Origin of the sequence: Polymorphospora rubra, assembly GCF_018324255.1 — a bacterium.
In the GTDB taxonomy this organism is placed as follows: Bacteria; Actinomycetota; Actinomycetes; order Mycobacteriales; family Micromonosporaceae; genus Polymorphospora; species Polymorphospora rubra.
In genome coordinates, this window is sequence record NZ_AP023359.1 from 1,215,558 (window position 1) to 1,231,304 (window position 15,747).

At 69.9% G+C, this 15,747-nt stretch carries 11 protein-coding genes and 2 pseudogenes; 3 read left to right on the forward strand and 10 right to left on the reverse strand.

From position 1 onward, the window contains the following. Positions 1-14: 14 nt before the first annotated feature. From Prubr_RS05405 to Prubr_RS05450, 10 genes are all read right to left on the reverse strand, one after another. Positions 15-2,990 (reverse strand): glycoside hydrolase family 30 protein, encoded by a 2,976-nt coding sequence (locus tag Prubr_RS05405; protein ID WP_212822234.1) that lies wholly within the window; start codon positions 2,988-2,990, stop codon positions 15-17. 41 nt (positions 2,991-3,031) lie between these two features. Next, positions 3,032-4,033: a hydroxyacid dehydrogenase gene (locus Prubr_RS05410; protein ID WP_246568348.1), complete on the reverse strand. Its 1,002-nt coding sequence runs from the start codon at positions 4,031-4,033 to the stop codon at positions 3,032-3,034. Continuing rightward, on the reverse strand, positions 4,030-6,036 hold the full coding sequence (locus Prubr_RS05415) for a DUF2264 domain-containing protein (protein WP_246568350.1): 2,007 nt from the start codon (positions 6,034-6,036) through the stop codon (positions 4,030-4,032). Before Prubr_RS05415 ends, Prubr_RS05410 begins: the two co-directional genes overlap by 4 nt. Continuing rightward, entirely contained in the window at positions 6,033-7,631 is a 1,599-nt protein-coding gene (locus Prubr_RS05420) for a cellulase family glycosylhydrolase (protein ID WP_212822235.1), read from the reverse strand. The genes Prubr_RS05415 and Prubr_RS05420 overlap by 4 nt, the downstream gene beginning before the upstream one ends. Positions 7,632-7,645: 14 nt before the next feature. Continuing rightward, positions 7,646-8,470, reverse strand: coding sequence for a carbohydrate ABC transporter permease (locus Prubr_RS05425; RefSeq protein ID WP_212822236.1), 825 nt, complete (start codon positions 8,468-8,470; stop codon positions 7,646-7,648). Beyond that, complete coding sequence (locus Prubr_RS05430; protein WP_212822238.1) at positions 8,457-9,344, reverse strand: carbohydrate ABC transporter permease; 888 nt, start codon at positions 9,342-9,344, stop codon at positions 8,457-8,459. The genes Prubr_RS05425 and Prubr_RS05430 overlap by 14 nt, the downstream gene beginning before the upstream one ends. 119 nt (positions 9,345-9,463) lie before the next feature. Then, complete coding sequence (locus Prubr_RS05435; protein ID WP_212822240.1) at positions 9,464-10,702, reverse strand: extracellular solute-binding protein; 1,239 nt, start codon at positions 10,700-10,702, stop codon at positions 9,464-9,466. Between the two features lie 192 nt (positions 10,703-10,894). Beyond that, positions 10,895-12,199, reverse strand: a complete 1,305-nt coding sequence (locus Prubr_RS05440; protein WP_212822242.1) for an ROK family protein — start codon at positions 12,197-12,199, stop codon at positions 10,895-10,897. 482 nt (positions 12,200-12,681) lie between these two features. After that, the gene (locus Prubr_RS05445) at positions 12,682-13,014 is read right to left on the reverse strand and encodes a hypothetical protein (protein ID WP_212822244.1); all 333 of its coding nucleotides are present in this window, start codon (positions 13,012-13,014) and stop codon (positions 12,682-12,684) included. Positions 13,015-13,287: 273 nt separating this feature from the next. Next, on the reverse strand, positions 13,288-13,746 hold the full coding sequence (locus Prubr_RS05450) for an MBL fold metallo-hydrolase (protein ID WP_246568351.1): 459 nt from the start codon (positions 13,744-13,746) through the stop codon (positions 13,288-13,290). 224 nt (positions 13,747-13,970) lie between these two features. Here Prubr_RS05450 and Prubr_RS36690 point away from each other — a divergent pair. The 3 genes and pseudogenes from Prubr_RS36690 to Prubr_RS36700 form a co-directional block, all read left to right on the forward strand. Next, positions 13,971-14,321, forward strand: a pseudogene (locus Prubr_RS36690) (cyclic-phosphate processing receiver domain-containing protein); the annotation flags it as partial. 111 nt (positions 14,322-14,432) lie between these two features. Further along, a pseudogene (locus Prubr_RS36695) lies at positions 14,433-14,783 on the forward strand (contact-dependent growth inhibition system immunity protein); the annotation flags it as partial. A gap of 120 nt (positions 14,784-14,903) precedes the next feature. Next, entirely contained in the window at positions 14,904-15,746 is an 843-nt protein-coding gene (locus Prubr_RS36700) for a hypothetical protein (protein ID WP_246568352.1), read from the forward strand. Position 15,747: the final 1 nt, after the last annotated feature.

The following is a 15,747-nucleotide window of genomic DNA, read 5'->3' on the forward strand; positions in this document are numbered from 1 at the left end:
CGGCCGGCAGTTCGTCAGCCGACGGTGACGCTGACGTAGTCGAGGGCGAGGACCACGGTCGGCGAGTTGCCCGTACGGAACTTCGCCCGGTCGACGTCGACGAGCGTCGGGTTGGTGTACGCCTGGTCGGACAGCACCGGCGTCCCGTTCAGGTAGGCGTCGAACTCCCGGGCCCCGGTGTCGATGACCAGGCGCACGACGTACCAGGTGTCCGGGGTGATGGTGCCGAGCGGTACGTAGGTGTCGTCGGCGCGGCGCAGCGCCAGCCCGGAGGTGTCGGTGTCGTAGAGCTCGATCGCGTTGTCGACCGGGCCGGCGCCGACGTTCATCCGGGTCCAGCGGCCGACCGCGTCCTGCTTGAAGCGGTATTCGACGGTGACCGTCCCGCTGCCGGTACGCGGGAAGTCCCGTACCGCCTCGACTGCGCCGGTGGTGCTGGTGTCGGTGCAGACGAAGCTCTTGTCGCCGACGCTGGGCACCTCGGCCACCACGCACTGCGCCGGCGCGGTCCAGTCGAGCGGCTGGACGTCGGGGGCGGCGAGGAACCCGCCGGCGACCGTACCGGTCGGGTAGGCGTCGAAGGTGTCGTGGACGACCGTACGGGCCGGTGCGGTGCCACCCGGGGTGAGCAGTCCGGTGCCGCCGATGCTCTCCACCGCGTCGACCCGGACCAGGGTGTCGACCGCCGGGGCCTGCCCGGTGCCCTTCACCACCAGCCGGATGGTGTGGTTGCCGGTCGGCAGCGACGGGGACTGGAAGATGGCCCGCCGGTACTCCGGCGCCGTGGCGTACGTGTCGATGGTGGTCTGGAACACCCCGTCGACGTAGACGTCGGCCCGGCCGCCGTCCACTCCCCGGGCACCGATGATCGAGGCAGTGCTGCCGTGGAAGCTGAAGTTGAGTTCGTCGCCGCCCCGCCGGGAGGCGGTGGTGGTGCGGGTGAAGGTGTCGTAGTTCCCGTCGAGGTCCAGCCAGGTACCGGTCCAGCGCAGCCTCGGGTCGTCGTCGGTGTACCTGGTGACGGAGACCGGCGACCCGACGGAGCGGATGGCCAGGTTGTCGAAGCGGGCCCGGTGGTAGCCGCTGCCCAGCACCACCTGACCGCTGGCGAAGGAGGTGTGCTCGATCTCCGTGAGCAGGGTGGAGTCGACGAACGCCTTGATGTTCGTGCCGTGCATGCGTAGCCGCAGGGTGTGCCAGGCACCGGCGGCGAAGCCGGCGATGGTGCCGCTGCGTACGGCGTTCCCGCCGACCCGCAGCGCCCAGTTGCCGGCGGCATCGACGCGCAGGTCGTATCCGTCGGCGGGGGCGGCGCTCTTCGCCGTGTGGTTGACCCGGCCGCCGAGCAGCAGGTAGCCGGTGGAGTCGGTGAGCTTGGCGTCCACCTCCACCTCGTAGTTGCGCCACTCGAGGCTGCCGAGCAGCGTGTACGGGTCGGGGGTGGCCCGGTACTTCCAGTCGACCGGCCTGGTGCTCGCGGTGATCACCTGTTCGAGGGCCCTGCCGCTGCCCTCGGTGGCGATCTCGAAGGCGCCGCCCTGGTCCGAGGTGTACCTCGGGTTCTTTCCGACGGCGTACGAGTCGAAGTTGTCGGTGTAGTCGAGCGGGAACTGGGTCGACGTCGGGACGGCGGCGGCCGGGGTGCCCTTGCGCTGGCCGGTCGTGGTGGTCAGCGACGAGATCGAGTACGCCGGCACGGTGACGCTGAACGTGCCGCCGGAGACCGCCACGTTCGGCTGCTGGACGAACTGCGCCGCCGCCGTGGTCTGCCAGCGGGACAGCGACGAGGCGGTGATCCCGCCGCTGAGCGTCACCTGGTAGGTGCGGGGTGCGGCGCTGGTGTTGAGCAGGATGGTGCTCCAGTCGGCGCCGGCCGGGTCCTTCACCGTCATGACGCCGCCGCGGGAGTCGACGGTGGTGGCGCTGTCGACGTACTTCCAGCCGGGTTCGGCGAACTGGGTGAAGTGCGCGGTCACCCAGAGTCCGGTCTCGATCGAGTAGTGGCCGGACCAGGGGGTCTGGGCGACCATGATGCTCTTGTGGTTGAACGGGGTGTTCGGGTACCCCGCCTCGATGGCGGGGTGCATCTCGTACTTGGTCATCCTGCCGACGGCGTACGAGCGGATGATCCGGTTGGCCGTGTCCAGCGGGCCGGTGACCCAGTCGCCCCGGAACGGCGCCAGGTCCTCGCCGTTCCACAGCGCCAGCCCGGAGTTGCGGGCGTTGGCGGTGCTCTCCTGGTTGTAGTGCACGTTCATCGAGTGCAGCGCGCTCTTCAGCGCCGGGTCGGCGGTGACCCGGTCGGCGATCCACCAGCCGGTGTTGCTGTCGGCGGCGGTGAGCTTGACGTCGGCGTACCCGTCGGCGTCCAGCCCCGGACGCAGGGTGTCGACGACGAAGTCGCGGGCCGGACCGGTGGGGCCCCAGTCGGCCGAGGTGGTGTGCTCGTTGCGTTCCGGGCCGAGGTAGTCGAAGTCGAGGCCGTACTCGTCGGCGGCGCCGTCCAGGAAGGACTTGTAGTACCGGTAGCGCTCGGCGTCGGTGTCCACGTAGGCCGGAGTGCCCCAACGCAGGGCGTCCAGGGGTACGTCCGGGTTACGCAGCCGGGCCTGCTGCGCCAGCCAGAGCTGGGTTCCCCGGGTGATGTCGAAGTCGGTCGCCGAGCGGGTGTGGCTCGGTTCGGTGCCGGCCGAGGTGTTGGCGTCCGAGCCGATCTCGATCTTCACGTGCTGTAGCGAGGCGCCGAACTTCGGGGTGAAGAGCAGGTCGAGGATGTCGTCGCGCTGCGCCGGCGGGTAGTCCATCAGCAGCTTGTTCATGCCGTTGCTGAACACCGCGCCCACGCCTTCGTAGGTGCGGCCGAGGGTGCCGCCGTCGATGCCGACGGTGACCGTGTCGGCGCCGGCCGGACCGGCGGTGACCACCTGGCACAGGGTGGCGGCGAGCAGGACGGCGGTGCCGGTGGCGAGGGTTCTTCGGAGTGGTCGCACGATGGATCCTTTCCGGGGGTGTGCGCGCCCGGGGCGCGCGGTCAGGCCATGTGGAGCAGGTGTTCGGAGTGCACGGGGTGCAGTGGGGGCGCACCCCGGGCGTACCGTTCCAGTTCCTCGATCGCGGCGTCGGCCAGTCGCCGTACCTCGCCGTCGAGCGAGCCCGCCACGTGCGGGGTGATGAAGACGTTCGGCATCAGCCACAGCGGGGAGTCGGTGGGCAGCGGCTCCGGGTCGGTCACGTCCAGCAGCGCCGAGAGCCGCCCGGCCGCGCATTCGTCGGTCAGGGCGGCGGTGTCGACCAGCGCCCCCCGGGCCGTGTTGATCAGAGTCGCGCCGTCCGGCATCAGGGCCAGCCGACGCCGGTCGAGCAGGTGCCGGGTCGCCGGCAGCGACGGCGCGTGCAGGCTCACCACGTCACTGGCCCGCAGCAGTTCGTCGAGTTCGACCAGGGTGGCGCCGGCCGCACCGACCGTCGCGGGATCGGCGTACGGGTCGGCGACCAGCACCCGCAGGTCGTACGGACGCAGCAGGTCCACCACCCGCCGGCCGATCCGGGAGAAGCCGACCACGCCGACCACGCGGTCCCGGTTGGACCGCTCCCCGGACGCGTGCACCGCGGTCCGGTGCAGCCGGGACAGGGCGGCCGCCTGGGGCACCCGCTTGCCGGCGAAGAGCACCGCCGCCACCGTGTACTCGGCCACCGGGACGGCGTTCGCCTCGGCGGCCGAGGTGACCAGCAGCCCGCGTGCCCAGCAGGCGTCGGTGACGTGTTCCTTGACCGTTCCGGCCGCGTGCAGCACCGCGCGCAGCCGGGGTGCGGCCGACAGGACCGCGTCGTCCAGTGGTGGGCAGCCCCAGCCGGTGACCAGCACCTCGACCTCGGCCAGCCGGGTGCGGGCCGCCCCGGTGTCGAGGCGGGTGACGTGCGCCGGTTCGGCCAGCCGGGCGGTCCGCCGGATCCGGGCCAGGGCGTCGGCGTCGAACAGCGCCCGGTAGGTGTCGTCGGCCATCACCAGCAACGTCTGCGGGTGGCCGGTCACAGCGGAACCCTTTCCGTCGCGCCGTCGGCCCAGCGGACGACGACGGTCGCACCGTCCACCTCGACGGCCGGCTCGGCTGCACCGGGAAACGCGTCGGCCGGGTCCGTGACACCCCGGCCGGTCAGGACCACGGCGGCGGCGTAGACCGCACCCGGCCGGACCGCACCGGTGGTTCGTACCCAGGGCACCGCCGACCACACGCCCAGCGGGTTGCTCCGCTCGCCGGGGGTGATCCCGGCCTGGTCGAAGCCGCGCAGACCGGTCACCAGGCTGCACAGGCCGTCCGGCCGGTCCGCCCGGGCCCAGCCGTCGCCGATCCCGGTGTCGACCCGGTGCCCGGCCAGCGCGTAGCCGCCGACATGCAGCCGCCACGGCCCCGGATCGGCCGGCCAGTGTTCCTCCGGATCCCCTCCGCCACCCGGGTTGGCCGGTCCCGGCCAGGGGCGTGGGCCGACCGTCGCCGGCTCGACCCGGGCCAGGCGGACCTCGACGGCGCCGCGCAGCACCGACGCGGTACGCAGCCAGGGGCCGGTACGCAGGCCGTACCAGGTGGCGGACGGCGGGCCGGGGTCGGACAGGTCGAGCCAGAGTGCCCGGCTCTGCGAGGCGGCCCACGTGCCGCCCTGGCCGGTCCGTTCGATCCGGCCCCGGTGCGACGGGCGACCGCCGCCGTCGAGCAGGGCCACGTGCGAGTCGACCGGCTCGCGCAGCGCCGCGGCGGACAGTTCCGGCGCGGCGTGGCTGGCGTACCCGTGCCGCAGGTAGAACGGGTCGTCGGCCTGTAGCCGCCGTTCCCACAGGTGGTCGCTGCCGTGGTTGGCGACCCGGACGATGCCGTCGGCGGCGGTGGTCGAGACCACCCAGCCGGGTCGGCGCAGCGAGTGCACGTCGTCGGCCCGCTCCACCGGCAGCGGCTGTTCGGGTGCGGTCCAGACCGGGTGCCCGGCCGGCAGCAGCAGGCCGGCGAACCCCTTGCCGGCCCAGTACGGCGAGCCCGGTCCACTGTAGAGCTGACGGATCCGGGGGAACGCGCCGTGCCAGCCGATCGGCAGCAGCCCGTCGGCGTCGACCGCGCCCCCGTCGACGAAGTGCCGGAGCACCTCACCGGTCAGCCGGCGGGTCTCCCCCGCCGGCAGCGGCGTCGCGTCGAACAGGGCACCGGTCCAGAACGGCGCCAGCATCGCGAACCGGTAGGTCAGCGACCGGCCCTGGAACAGCGGGGCACCGCCGGCACCCACCAGGTGCCGGGCGTCGCCGAGATAGCGGCCGAGCCGCTGCCGGTACGTCCAGGCCGGCTGCTCGCCGAGGATCCGCTGATACCACAGCGGATAGAAGTGCAGCGCCCAGCCGGTGTAGTAGTCGAAGTTCTGCCGCCGGCCGTCCTGCAGCCCGCCGTCGGAATACCAGCCGTCGCCGACGTACCACTCCTCGTGCCAGGCGAGGTTGCGCTCGATGTCCTCGCTCGACCAGGGGCCGCCGACGGTACGCAGGAACGCCTCGGCGACGTTCTGGAACCAGACCCAGTTGTTGTCGTAGTCGGCGGTGCCGATGAACGGCGTCAGCCACTCCACCAACTGGTTGCGGGTCCGGTCGTCGAGCCGGTCCCACAGCCACCGCCGGGTCTCGTGCAGCGCGATGACGACCGAGGCGGCCTCGACCCGGGCCTGCCGCCGCTCGGTCAGCCGGGGCCACCGCTGCGACGAGTCCGGGTCGACTCCGGCGGCGAGCCCTTCGGCGTACCAGCGCAGCAGGCCGTGCGGGTCGGCCCCGCCGGCCCCGGCGACGCGGAAGGCGGCCAGCAGGAAGGTGCGGGCGTAGCCCTCCAGACCGTCGCTCCACCGGCCGGAGGCGCTGGGCGGGCCGGGCAGGTCGATCAGCGAGTGTGCCGGTGAGGCGTACGGCCGTACGGCGAGCAGCAGGTGGTCGGCGAGCCGCTCCCAGTGCGCCCGGCCGTACCCGGTGTACGGCGCACCGGCCCGGTCCGGCGCGGGGAGCCCGATCACGCCCGGTCCCCCGGGTCGCCGCCGGCGGGCACCGGTGTCACGTCGAGGTGGTCGAGCACGACCGGCCCGTCCTCGGCGCGGACGACGAGGGTGTGCCGGCCGGCGGGCAGTTCGGTGGCCCCGTTCAGCGGGGTGCCGTCGACGGTGACCGCGAGCCGCCCGGTGCCGCCCGCGGTGACCGGACGTACCGCGAGGCCGCCCGGGGCCACGGTGTTCACCTCGTACGACAGCCAGTCACCTTCGGCCAGGTGGACCACCATCACCTCGTGGTCGGCGCGCTCCTGGCCCAGGTTGTGCCGGAAGTTCGGCTCGTCGCCCTCGGGGGCGGGGTCACCGTCGGTACGCGGCAGCCGGTAGCGGACCGTCACCCGGTCCGACTCGCGGAAGCCGGGCAGCGGCGTGCCGGGTCCGGTGACCCCGTACGACACGCCCTCGCCGAGGTGGCCGAAGTATTCGGCCTGCAGCCGCAGCGGGGCCCGGCGCATCATCGCGTCGACCACGTCGTGCCGGTAGTCGCAGCGGTCCAGCGGCAGGTTGTCGAGGAACTCGTCGAAGGCCCGCTTCGCGACGGCCCGGTCCGGCTTCGCGCCGCCGTAGACGTAGTCGACGATCCGCTGCCAGTCGGCGGGCTGGCGGACGGTGGCCGGTGAGTTGAGCTTGGACAGTTTCTTCCAGGTCCAGAAGTTCCAGGAGATGTCGTGGTCCTCGTAGAGCTGGAACGACGCCTGGTACCAGCCGTTGTTGTTCTCGCCGCCCTCGCCCATGTAGATCGGCGCGTCGAGTTCGGCGCGCTTGGCCAGGTATTCCTGGATCTGGTCGCGGTCCGGGGAGTTCCAGTACTTGTGGAACTGGAGCAGGACGTTGTCGTCCCACAGTTCGTCGAAGATGCTCCAGTTCCGGGCCCAGTTGCTGCCCTCCAGGATGATCATGTGGTTCTGGTCGATCTCCCGGATCTCGGCGATCAGCCGCTTGTAGAGCGCGATCAACTCGGCCGGGTACTTGTACTGGAAGTCGCGCGGCAGCGGCTCGTTGAGCAGGTCGTAGCCGGCCACGATCTCCTCGTCGCGGTAGCGCCGGGCGATCTCCCGCCAGAGCCGTACGGTGGCGTCCTGGTGGGCCGGGGTGGTGAACAGCTCCGGGTAGTTGTTCGGCGAGTCGTCGATGTTGGTGCCGGTCTGCCCGCCGGGCGCGCCGTGCAGGTCCACCACCACGTAGACCCGGTGCGTACGGCACCAGCCCAGGAACCGGTCGATCAGCGCGAACGCCGGTTCGTCGAAGGTGCCGTCGTCGGCCATCAGGTAGCGGGCGTTGAGCGGCAGCCGGACCGAGTTCCAGCCCTCGGCGGCCATCCGGGCGACGTCCGCCTCGCCGACGTACTCGTCGCGGTAGCGGCGCCAGAATTGTTCGGCGTCCCCCGGCCCGATCAGGTCTTCGACCACCTTCTCGATCTGCCGGGGGCTGGCGGCGGCGTCGCCGAACCGCCACATGTAGCCCTCGGGCAGCCACCAGTTGCCGATGCCGACACCGCGCAGCAGGATCTCCTCGCCGGCACCGTCCACGATGCTCCGGTGCCGCCGCCGCAGGAAACCGTTCATGTCCAACTCCGCTCTCACTTGAGACCCGACATCATGAAGCCGCGCACCACCCAGCGCTGGCAGAAGACGAAGACCACCAGGATCGGCAGCACCATCACCGCGGCGCCGGCCATCAGCACGCCGTAGTTGCTGGCGTACTGCCCCTCCAGCAGGGCCAGCCCGACCGACAACGTGTACCTGTCCTGGTCGGTGGCGACGATCAGCGGCCACAGGAAGCTGTTCCAGGAGGCGATGAAGGTCAGTACGCCCTGGATCGCCAGGATCGGCCCGGACAGCGGCGCCACCACGCGCAGGAAGATCCGTACCTCGCCGGCGCCGTCGAGCCGGGCCGCCTCCAGCAACTCGTTCGGCACGGTGGTGAAGAACTGCCGGAACAGGAAGACGCTGAACGCCGAGACCAGACCGGGCAGCACGATGCCGGTGATCGTGTTGGTCAGGCCCAGCTGGTTGAGGATCAGGTACGTCGGGATCATCGTCACCTGGTCCGGGATCATCATGGTGGCCAGCACCACCACGTAGATCGGCCCCTTGCCCGGGAAGTCGTACTTGGCGAAGCCGTAGCCGGCCATCGCCCGCAGCAGCAGGCCGACCATGGACAGGGCGACCACCATCAGCGTGTTGCCGAGGTAGATCCCGAAGTCCAGGCTCTCGAAGAGCTGGACGTAGTTGTCCCAGGTGAAGTCCTTGGGCCACAGGGTCGGCGGGATGTCCAGCACCTCGCTCTCCGGCTTCACCGAGCCGGCGAGCATCCACAGGAACGGCACCGAGACCAGCACCGCACCGACGATCAGGACGATGGCGACGCCGACGCGCAGCAGTCGCGACCTAGTACTCGACATCGGCCCTCCGCAGCCGGAACTGGACCGCCGTCACCAGCAGGACGCTCAGGAAGAGCAGGACCGAGGCTGCCGAGGCGTAGCCGAAGTCCGAGAGGTTGAAGCCGTTCTGGTAGATGAACAGGGCGACGGAGATGGTGCCGTCGAGCGGCCCGCCGTCGGTCATCACGAACGGCTCCTCGAAGAACTGGATCCAGGCGATCGTGGTGGTCACCGTGACGAAGAAGGTGGCGTAGCGCAGCAACGGGATGGTGATCTTCGTGAGCTTGTGCCACGCCCCGGCGCCGTCCAGTTCGGCGGCCTCGTAGTAGTCCTTCGGAATGCCCTGCAGGGCGGCCAGGAAAATGATCATGTTGAAGCCGGCGCCCTTCCAGACCCCGACCAGGATCAGGCTCAGTTTGGCGACGAACGGCTGGTCGAGCCACGGCACCGGCTCCACCCCGCCGATCGAGAGCAGGTAGTTGAGCAGGCCGCTGTCGGTGTTGTAGAGGTAGCCCCAGACCACCGCCACCGCCACGATGTTCGTGATCGCGGGCAGGAAGTACGCCGCCCGCAGGCCGCTGTACAACCGGCTGGTGCCGAAGTTCAGCAGCAACGCGATGCCCATCGCGAACACCACGATCAACGGCACCCCGAGTACGACGTACAGAACGGTGTTCAGCGCGGCCGTACCGAACAGCGAATCGGTGAACAGGCGCCGGTAGTTGTCCAGACCGATGAACTCGACGCTGGACAGGTCGCGCAGCCCGCGCAGGTCCAGGTCGGTGAGACTGGCGACGGCCGCGACGAGGATCGGGGCGACCACGAAGACCGTCAGCAGGACCACCGACGGTCCGACGAACAGCAGCGCGGCGCGGTACCGCGACAGGTTACGCATGGCACTCCCAGGGGTGGGGGCGGAGCGGCCGGCACGACGACCGGCGGGAACTGCCGGACTCGGCCCGGCCACGGGAGGGTGCCCGGGTCGGCGGGGTGACCGGGGTCGGCCGGTGGCGGCTAGCCGGCGCCGGTCAGTTCGCCGGCCTTGGCGGCGAAGCCGGTGATGGCCGACTCCGGCTGGTTGTCGCCGACGCACACCTGCTGCATCAACCGGACCATCTCCGGAGCGACGGCACCCCACGCCTTGATCTGCGGAACGATCTTGGCATCGCTCATCTGCCGGTAGTAGACGGCGAGGTTCGCATCCCCGCCGGAACCGAGCGCCTCCAGCGAGTCCTGCCGGGCGGGGAGGTCGTTGGTCGCCTGGAACCACTGCTCCTGGGTCTGCTTGCGGCTCAGGTAGGCCATCAGTTGGACCGACTCGTCCGCCTTCTCCGACTCGCTGAAGATCGCCAGGTTCGATCCCGCCATCAGCGACGTACCGGTCCGGTCTTTCGGCATCGGGGCGACCGCCCACTTGCCGGCCAGTTCCGGGGCCTGGTTGCCCAGCAACGTGGCCATGTACGGCCCGCTGACGAACATCGGGATCTTGCCGGTTTTGAAGCCCTGCACCATGTCCGCGTCCGGCTGTGCCTTCTTCGGGGTCAGCCCGGCGGTGAAGAAGCTCCGCTCGAACTCGACCGCCCGGCGGAACGGCGCGGTGTCGAAGGTCGCCCGGTCGCCCTGCGCCACCTCGCCCCCGGCCTGCCAGGTCAGGATGATCGGCAGGAACTGGTCGTCGGTGTTGAGCCCGATGCCGTAGTTGCCGTCACCACGCGCGGCCAGCTTGGTCGCCGTGCCCTTCAGCTCGTCCCAGGTGGCCGGCGCCTGCGGATATCCCGCCTCCTGCAGCACGTCGGTGCGGTAGAACAGCACCCGGGTGTCCGCGATCCACGGGACGCTGACCACCTTGCCGCCGACCTGCATGGTCTCGGCCGAGGCCGGAAAGAAGTTGGCGGCGGCGAGTTCCGGCGTGCCGGCGACCTTGTCGGAGAGGTCGAGCAGGGCACCGGCGTCCGCGAACTCCGCGAGGAACGAGTGTCCGACCTGGACCACGTCGGGTCCGTCCCCCGAGGCGATGGCCGTGGACATCTTGTCCCGCGCGTTCTTCCACGGAATCGACTGGACCTTGACCTTGATGCCGGTCTCGGCGGTGAAGGCCGTGCTGACGGTGTCCATCGCCTTCGCCTTGTCGCCCATCAGCCACAGTTCGATCGTGTCGCTGTCGGCGCCCGATCCCCCACCGCCACACGCCGCCGTACCGGTGACCAACGCGAAGGCGGTCACGACCGCCGCCGCCACACGTGTTCTCCGCACGTCCCACCAGCCCCTTCGCAAGTTTTCTACTTAAGACACGACATGATTTAACTCGCGAGAAAGAAGGCTGTCAAGAGATCGAAAACGTCCCCGAACTGCCACCGAACGCAACCGCCCGGCCGCGGATGCGGCCGGGCGGTCAGGTCGGAAAGGCCCGCCGAACAGGGCGGATGGTCGGTCTGGCCGGACGGATCAGACCGGATACGGCGTCCGCGGAGAAACGGGTCCGTCCCCGGCCGGCACGGCCCGGCGCGGCGGCGGCGCCTGGCCGGAGACCTCACGCGCCACTCCCCCGGTACGCAAAAACTCGGCCACCGGCAGGGTGGCCGCACCCACGATCGCGGCGTCGGCGCCGAGCAGCGCCAGGTCGATCGTGGTGTGGCCGAACGGCGTCCGCAAGGCGTTCTCCCGGGCCGCCTCACGCAACTGCGGCAACAGGACGTCACCGAGCAGCAGGCCGGCCCATCCACCGACGATGATCCGTTCCGGGTTGACCAGGTTGATCAGATTGGCCACCCCGACACCCAGATAGACCGCGGTCTCGTCGAGCACCCGCCGGGCCACCTCGGAGTTGGGCGCCCCCGTGGCGCCCGCCTCGGCGACGATCTGGCGCAACAACGCCTGCTCGTCGAGCGTCGGCTCAGGCCGGATCCCGGCCAACTGGTGGTAACGCTCGACCACCGCCTCGGCACCGACGTACGCCTCGAGGCAACCGCGCGCGCCGCAGCGGCAGCGCCGACCACCGACCTCGACCTTCATGTGACCCCACTCGCCGGCGCTGCTGCTCGCCCCCTGGTAGATCACACCGTTCGTCACGATCGCCGCGCCGACACCGGAGCTGACCAGGGCGATCACCGCCTGCTGGGCGCCCCGGCCGGCACCGAACCACATCTCCGCCCGACCCATGTTCTTGGCGCCGTTGTCGATGAAGAGCGGCAGGTCGGTACCGGCCCGCAGCAACCGCTCCAGCGGCAGCCGCGACCAGCCCATCGTCTGGTCGCTGACCAACGGATCCGGCCCGTGCTCGACGACCCCGGACACGCCCACCCCGAGCCCGAGCACAGCAGCCGGATCAATGGCCGCGTCGGCGAGCACCTCGGCGACGGCGTCGAGCAGCCGCCGGACCACCTCGTCCGGCCGCTGGTCACCGGGGGCGAGCGGCACCGTGACCCGGGACCGTTCCCGCAACGTGAGGTCGAATGCCCCGGCCAGCAGCCGCCGCGGCCCGACACTCACGCCGACCACGCAACCCCGGGCCGGATTGGCCCGCAACAGGATGCGAGGCCGCCCACCCTCGGAGTCGACCGCCCCCGCCTCGACCACCGCACCGGACTCGATCAGCTCGCTGGTCACGTTGCTGACGCTGGCACTGCTCAGGCCGGTCGCCCGGATGAGTTCGTGACGGCTCACCGGGCCGTCGAAGTAGATCGCGGAAAGCAGCTCGGCCCGGTTTCCGCGCCGCAGATCGCGTACCGTGCTGGGCTTGCGGGCACCCATGTCGCCGCCACCTTCCTCACCACATTACTTAAGGGGTGAGGTAAGTGTACCGAAGGCGGCCCGGGAGCATCGCCCCACCGGCCCACTGCCGCCCACTGCCGCCCGCGTCGGCCAGCGGGGCCAGCCTCGAAACCCGCCCCTCGCATGAGACTCACTGATCCAGTCCCAGCGGAGAGCTTGCCCGTCGCCGATTTGGCCCTGTCGAGGGTCTCGTTGCCGAGGCGCCTGGCGGCATCGACGCGGTCTGCTCCTGCCTCGAGCGCCTTGTCCCTCACCTCCTGGCCGCGTCCGCCCATCGTCTCGCCTCCGATGACTGTCGAGCGCGCTCGATCCCGAGCCGCCCGTGGAAGTCGACGACGGCGACCGGGACATGGTTACTCGACTGCACCACAGCCGGGGCTTTGGCCGGATGCATCAGCATTTTGGTGTCGGCCGTGCCAGCAGCCGCATCCATGCGGGCCATCACTCCCCCCGCACCGACCTCAGCGCCCAAATTGACTATCGTGCAAGCATAAAATTTCCTCAACTCGCGTCATCAAATGGGGCCACTGCGATCCGACCTCCAACAAATTGGTTCGCAGATCATCCCGCCCCTCATAGAGCCATCCCTCTTCGATACTCAAAGCCGCTTCAACCCGACGACGGTCGCCGCTCTTCAGCCACCCACGGCAGACAGCGATCACGTCAGCCCCGTTATCGTCAGTCAACCACACCAGCCTGTTCAGGATCTCACCGAGAGCATCACCGCCCAGGCCGGGATGAAGCCGCGATATTAAGCCATCCAGAACTGACTGCATACTCTGCACGTCAGCCATCCAGCATCACATCCTTTCATACACTCGAGTTGACGAGTGTCCCGCGCAGAAGGGAGCATTCGTTAATCTCTGAATGCCGAATGCATGTTCTGGAATCATCGGCCCCTCCGGAACAAGACGGAACCCGGCAGCCTCGATCTCTGCAGCAGAGGGATTGAACCACGCGCAAGCGGGGTGAGCGCCTCCACGCAGAACTGGAAGTCGGTGTTGGCCCCACGCGACCTGGCCGCCGGCTGACCGGCGGGGCCCTGCACCGGGCCCGGCCGGCGCAGGTCAGAAGCGGTACGCGGTGTGGTACTCGGGCATCAGCACCCGGCTGCGCGGCGACACCCTCCGCACCGCGGCGACCAGGTCGTTGAGGCGCTTGCGGTCACTCTCCGCCACCGCCGGCGGGTTGGTCAGCCGGGTCTCGAAGTTGTCCCAGTGCACCGGCACCACGACCTTCGGGTAGTCCAGCGCGGCCATCAGCCGGGGCACGTAGTCGGCGATCGAGGTGGTCGCGGCGGAGGCCACCATCGCCACGTCGGGGGCCAACCCGGCCAGGTTGCGCTCGTTGAGGTCGCTCGCCCCCATGAAGAACACCGACGGGCCGCCGGCCACCCGGAGTTGGTACGCCAGGGTGTCGCCCTCGGGCAGGTCGGAGATCTTCTCCGGCCTCGGCGGCTGGCTGACCCGTACGCCGGGGAAGGCCAGCAACCACGAGCCGTTGCGGCTGTGCAGCGAGCTGACCACCTCGACCGTGTAGCCGCCGAAGTCGAGTACCTCGCCGCCCTTGACCGGGGCGAGCTTCCCGGCCGGCAGCCCGTACGCCAGCCCCGCCGTAGTACTTGGCGGTGAAGTGTGGGCTGGAGTGGCGTAGCCGGTTGGAGATGACCTTCATTTGGACTCCGGCGGCGAGGCCCATGGTTTCGGTACGCCCGTCATGGCACTCCGGAGACGCGAGGCATCATGATTCGGTGACCGCCGCCAGCCCCAGGATCATCCTCATCGACGATCTACGCTCGTTCGTCGACGGCCGGCGCGCCGAGGTGGCCCGCACCAGTGCAGCCGGGGCCGCACTCCTCGGCCGCTACCGGGACCAACGGCTGGACGAGTTGTGGCTCGATCACGACCTCGGCGAGGACGACACGATCTGGCCCGTCGTGGAGATCCTGGAACGGGCCGCCTTCGAAGGACACCGGTACGACATCGGCGTCATCAACATCCACTCCGCCAACCCGGCCGGCAGCGCGAAGATGGCACAGGCCCTCCGACACTGGGGCTACCACGTCCGAGTCGTGCCCGGCTCAGCGGACGTCGGCTACCTGGGCGAGTCGGCACTGAACGAGTCTCGACCAGCCCCTCGGCGGCCGGGCAGACCTCAAGGAGGGCCGGTGGCGACTGTCGATCCGACCCGTTCGCTGGAGGACCTCGAAGGTCACCACTGGGGTGAGGCGCCCGACGGGGCCACCCGGCTGGTGGCGACCGCACATGAACTCCGCAGGAAGCCGATTGGTGAGCTCACCGTCGAAGATCTCCGGCTGCTCATATCGCAGCGGGTTGGGCTCTCACACCTCGTTCCGATAGCGCTCGACCTACTACAGAACGACCCCATGGCCGAGGGCGACATGTACGAGGGCGACCTGTTACGCGCCGTGCTCCGCATCGGCCCCGATTTCTGGGCTGCACACACCGATCTGCTCCAGCGCCTTCACGCCGTCATCGACGCGATCGCCGATCCACCGAAATGGTTGACCACCGACCTTCTCCCGGCTCTCGAAAGCCCGTGAGCCCCGTGCCATCGCGCACGTTGGGCGCGGATCGCGGGATGGTCGGAGACACATCGACAAGCCGAGCACGGCAGCCACGCCAGGGCAACCAACTCGGCCGACCTCCACGATGATGGTGGCGTGAGCGAGCGCATCATCCGCGGGTACGCCGAACGGATGGCCGGGTACCGCCGCGTCCTCGAAGCGAGGTCCACGACGACGTCCGCCGGCCGGTTGCGGGAACTGGCCGCCGACGAGATCCGGCCGGTACGGGTATGGACGGCACTCAACCACAACACCCCGGCGAACGCACTGGACCTGCTGACCCGGGACTCCGACCGGATCGTCCGGTGGATCGCCCTGCTCCACCCGCGGACACCGGCCCACGCCCTCGAGCGGATGGCCCGCGACCACCAGGATCCGTTCGACACCCGTCCCTCCAGCGTCCGTGACCTGATCGCCCACCACCCGAACACGCCGGACGGACTGCGGCAAGCTCTCGCCCAGGCCGGCGCCTGCCCCAACTGTTCTCCGACATGCCCCGAATGGCGGACCTACACCCACCGCCACCCCTGGCACTCACGGTACGAACCCGCCGACCGCTTCCGGCGCACCGACGCCGAGCGCGCCGACCAACTGCTGTCGTGGCAGCGCGACGACCAGGCGTTCTTCGCAGCCGGCGCCTGCCACATCCTGGCCTGGGCCTTCCTACAGACCAATCCCGACAGCGGGTACGAGATCCATGGCCTACGAAGGCCCGGCGAAGCGCACTGCCACCACGTCTACGTCACCGACGGACTCTGGGCGTTCGACCACTGCGGCTGGACCCTGGCCTCCGAACTGCGCCAGGCGTACCAGTCGGAGAACCTGATCATCCAGTCCGACCTGGAAACGTTCTGCGCCGAACACAACTGTCGGCTACCCCACCAGTTCGCGCACCTTCCATGGCAGCGCGCCCACAACTACATCGCACGCTACACATGAC

What these genes read in the sequence shown, in the direction of transcription:
- Prubr_RS05430 (WP_212822238.1), bottom strand. Translation starts at nt 9,344, where the DNA reads ATGCGTAACCTGTCGCGGTACCGCGCCGCGCTGCTGTTCGTCGGACCG.
- Prubr_RS05440 (WP_212822242.1), bottom strand. Translation starts at nt 12,199, where the DNA reads ATGGGTGCCCGCAAGCCCAGCACGGTACGCGATCTGCGGCGCGGAAAC.
- Prubr_RS05445 (WP_212822244.1), bottom strand. Translation starts at nt 13,014, where the DNA reads ATGGCTGACGTGCAGAGTATGCAGTCAGTTCTGGATGGCTTAATATCG.
- Prubr_RS05425 (WP_212822236.1), bottom strand. Translation starts at nt 8,470, where the DNA reads ATGTCGAGTACTAGGTCGCGACTGCTGCGCGTCGGCGTCGCCATCGTC.
- Prubr_RS05420 (WP_212822235.1), bottom strand. Translation starts at nt 7,631, where the DNA reads ATGAACGGTTTCCTGCGGCGGCGGCACCGGAGCATCGTGGACGGTGCC.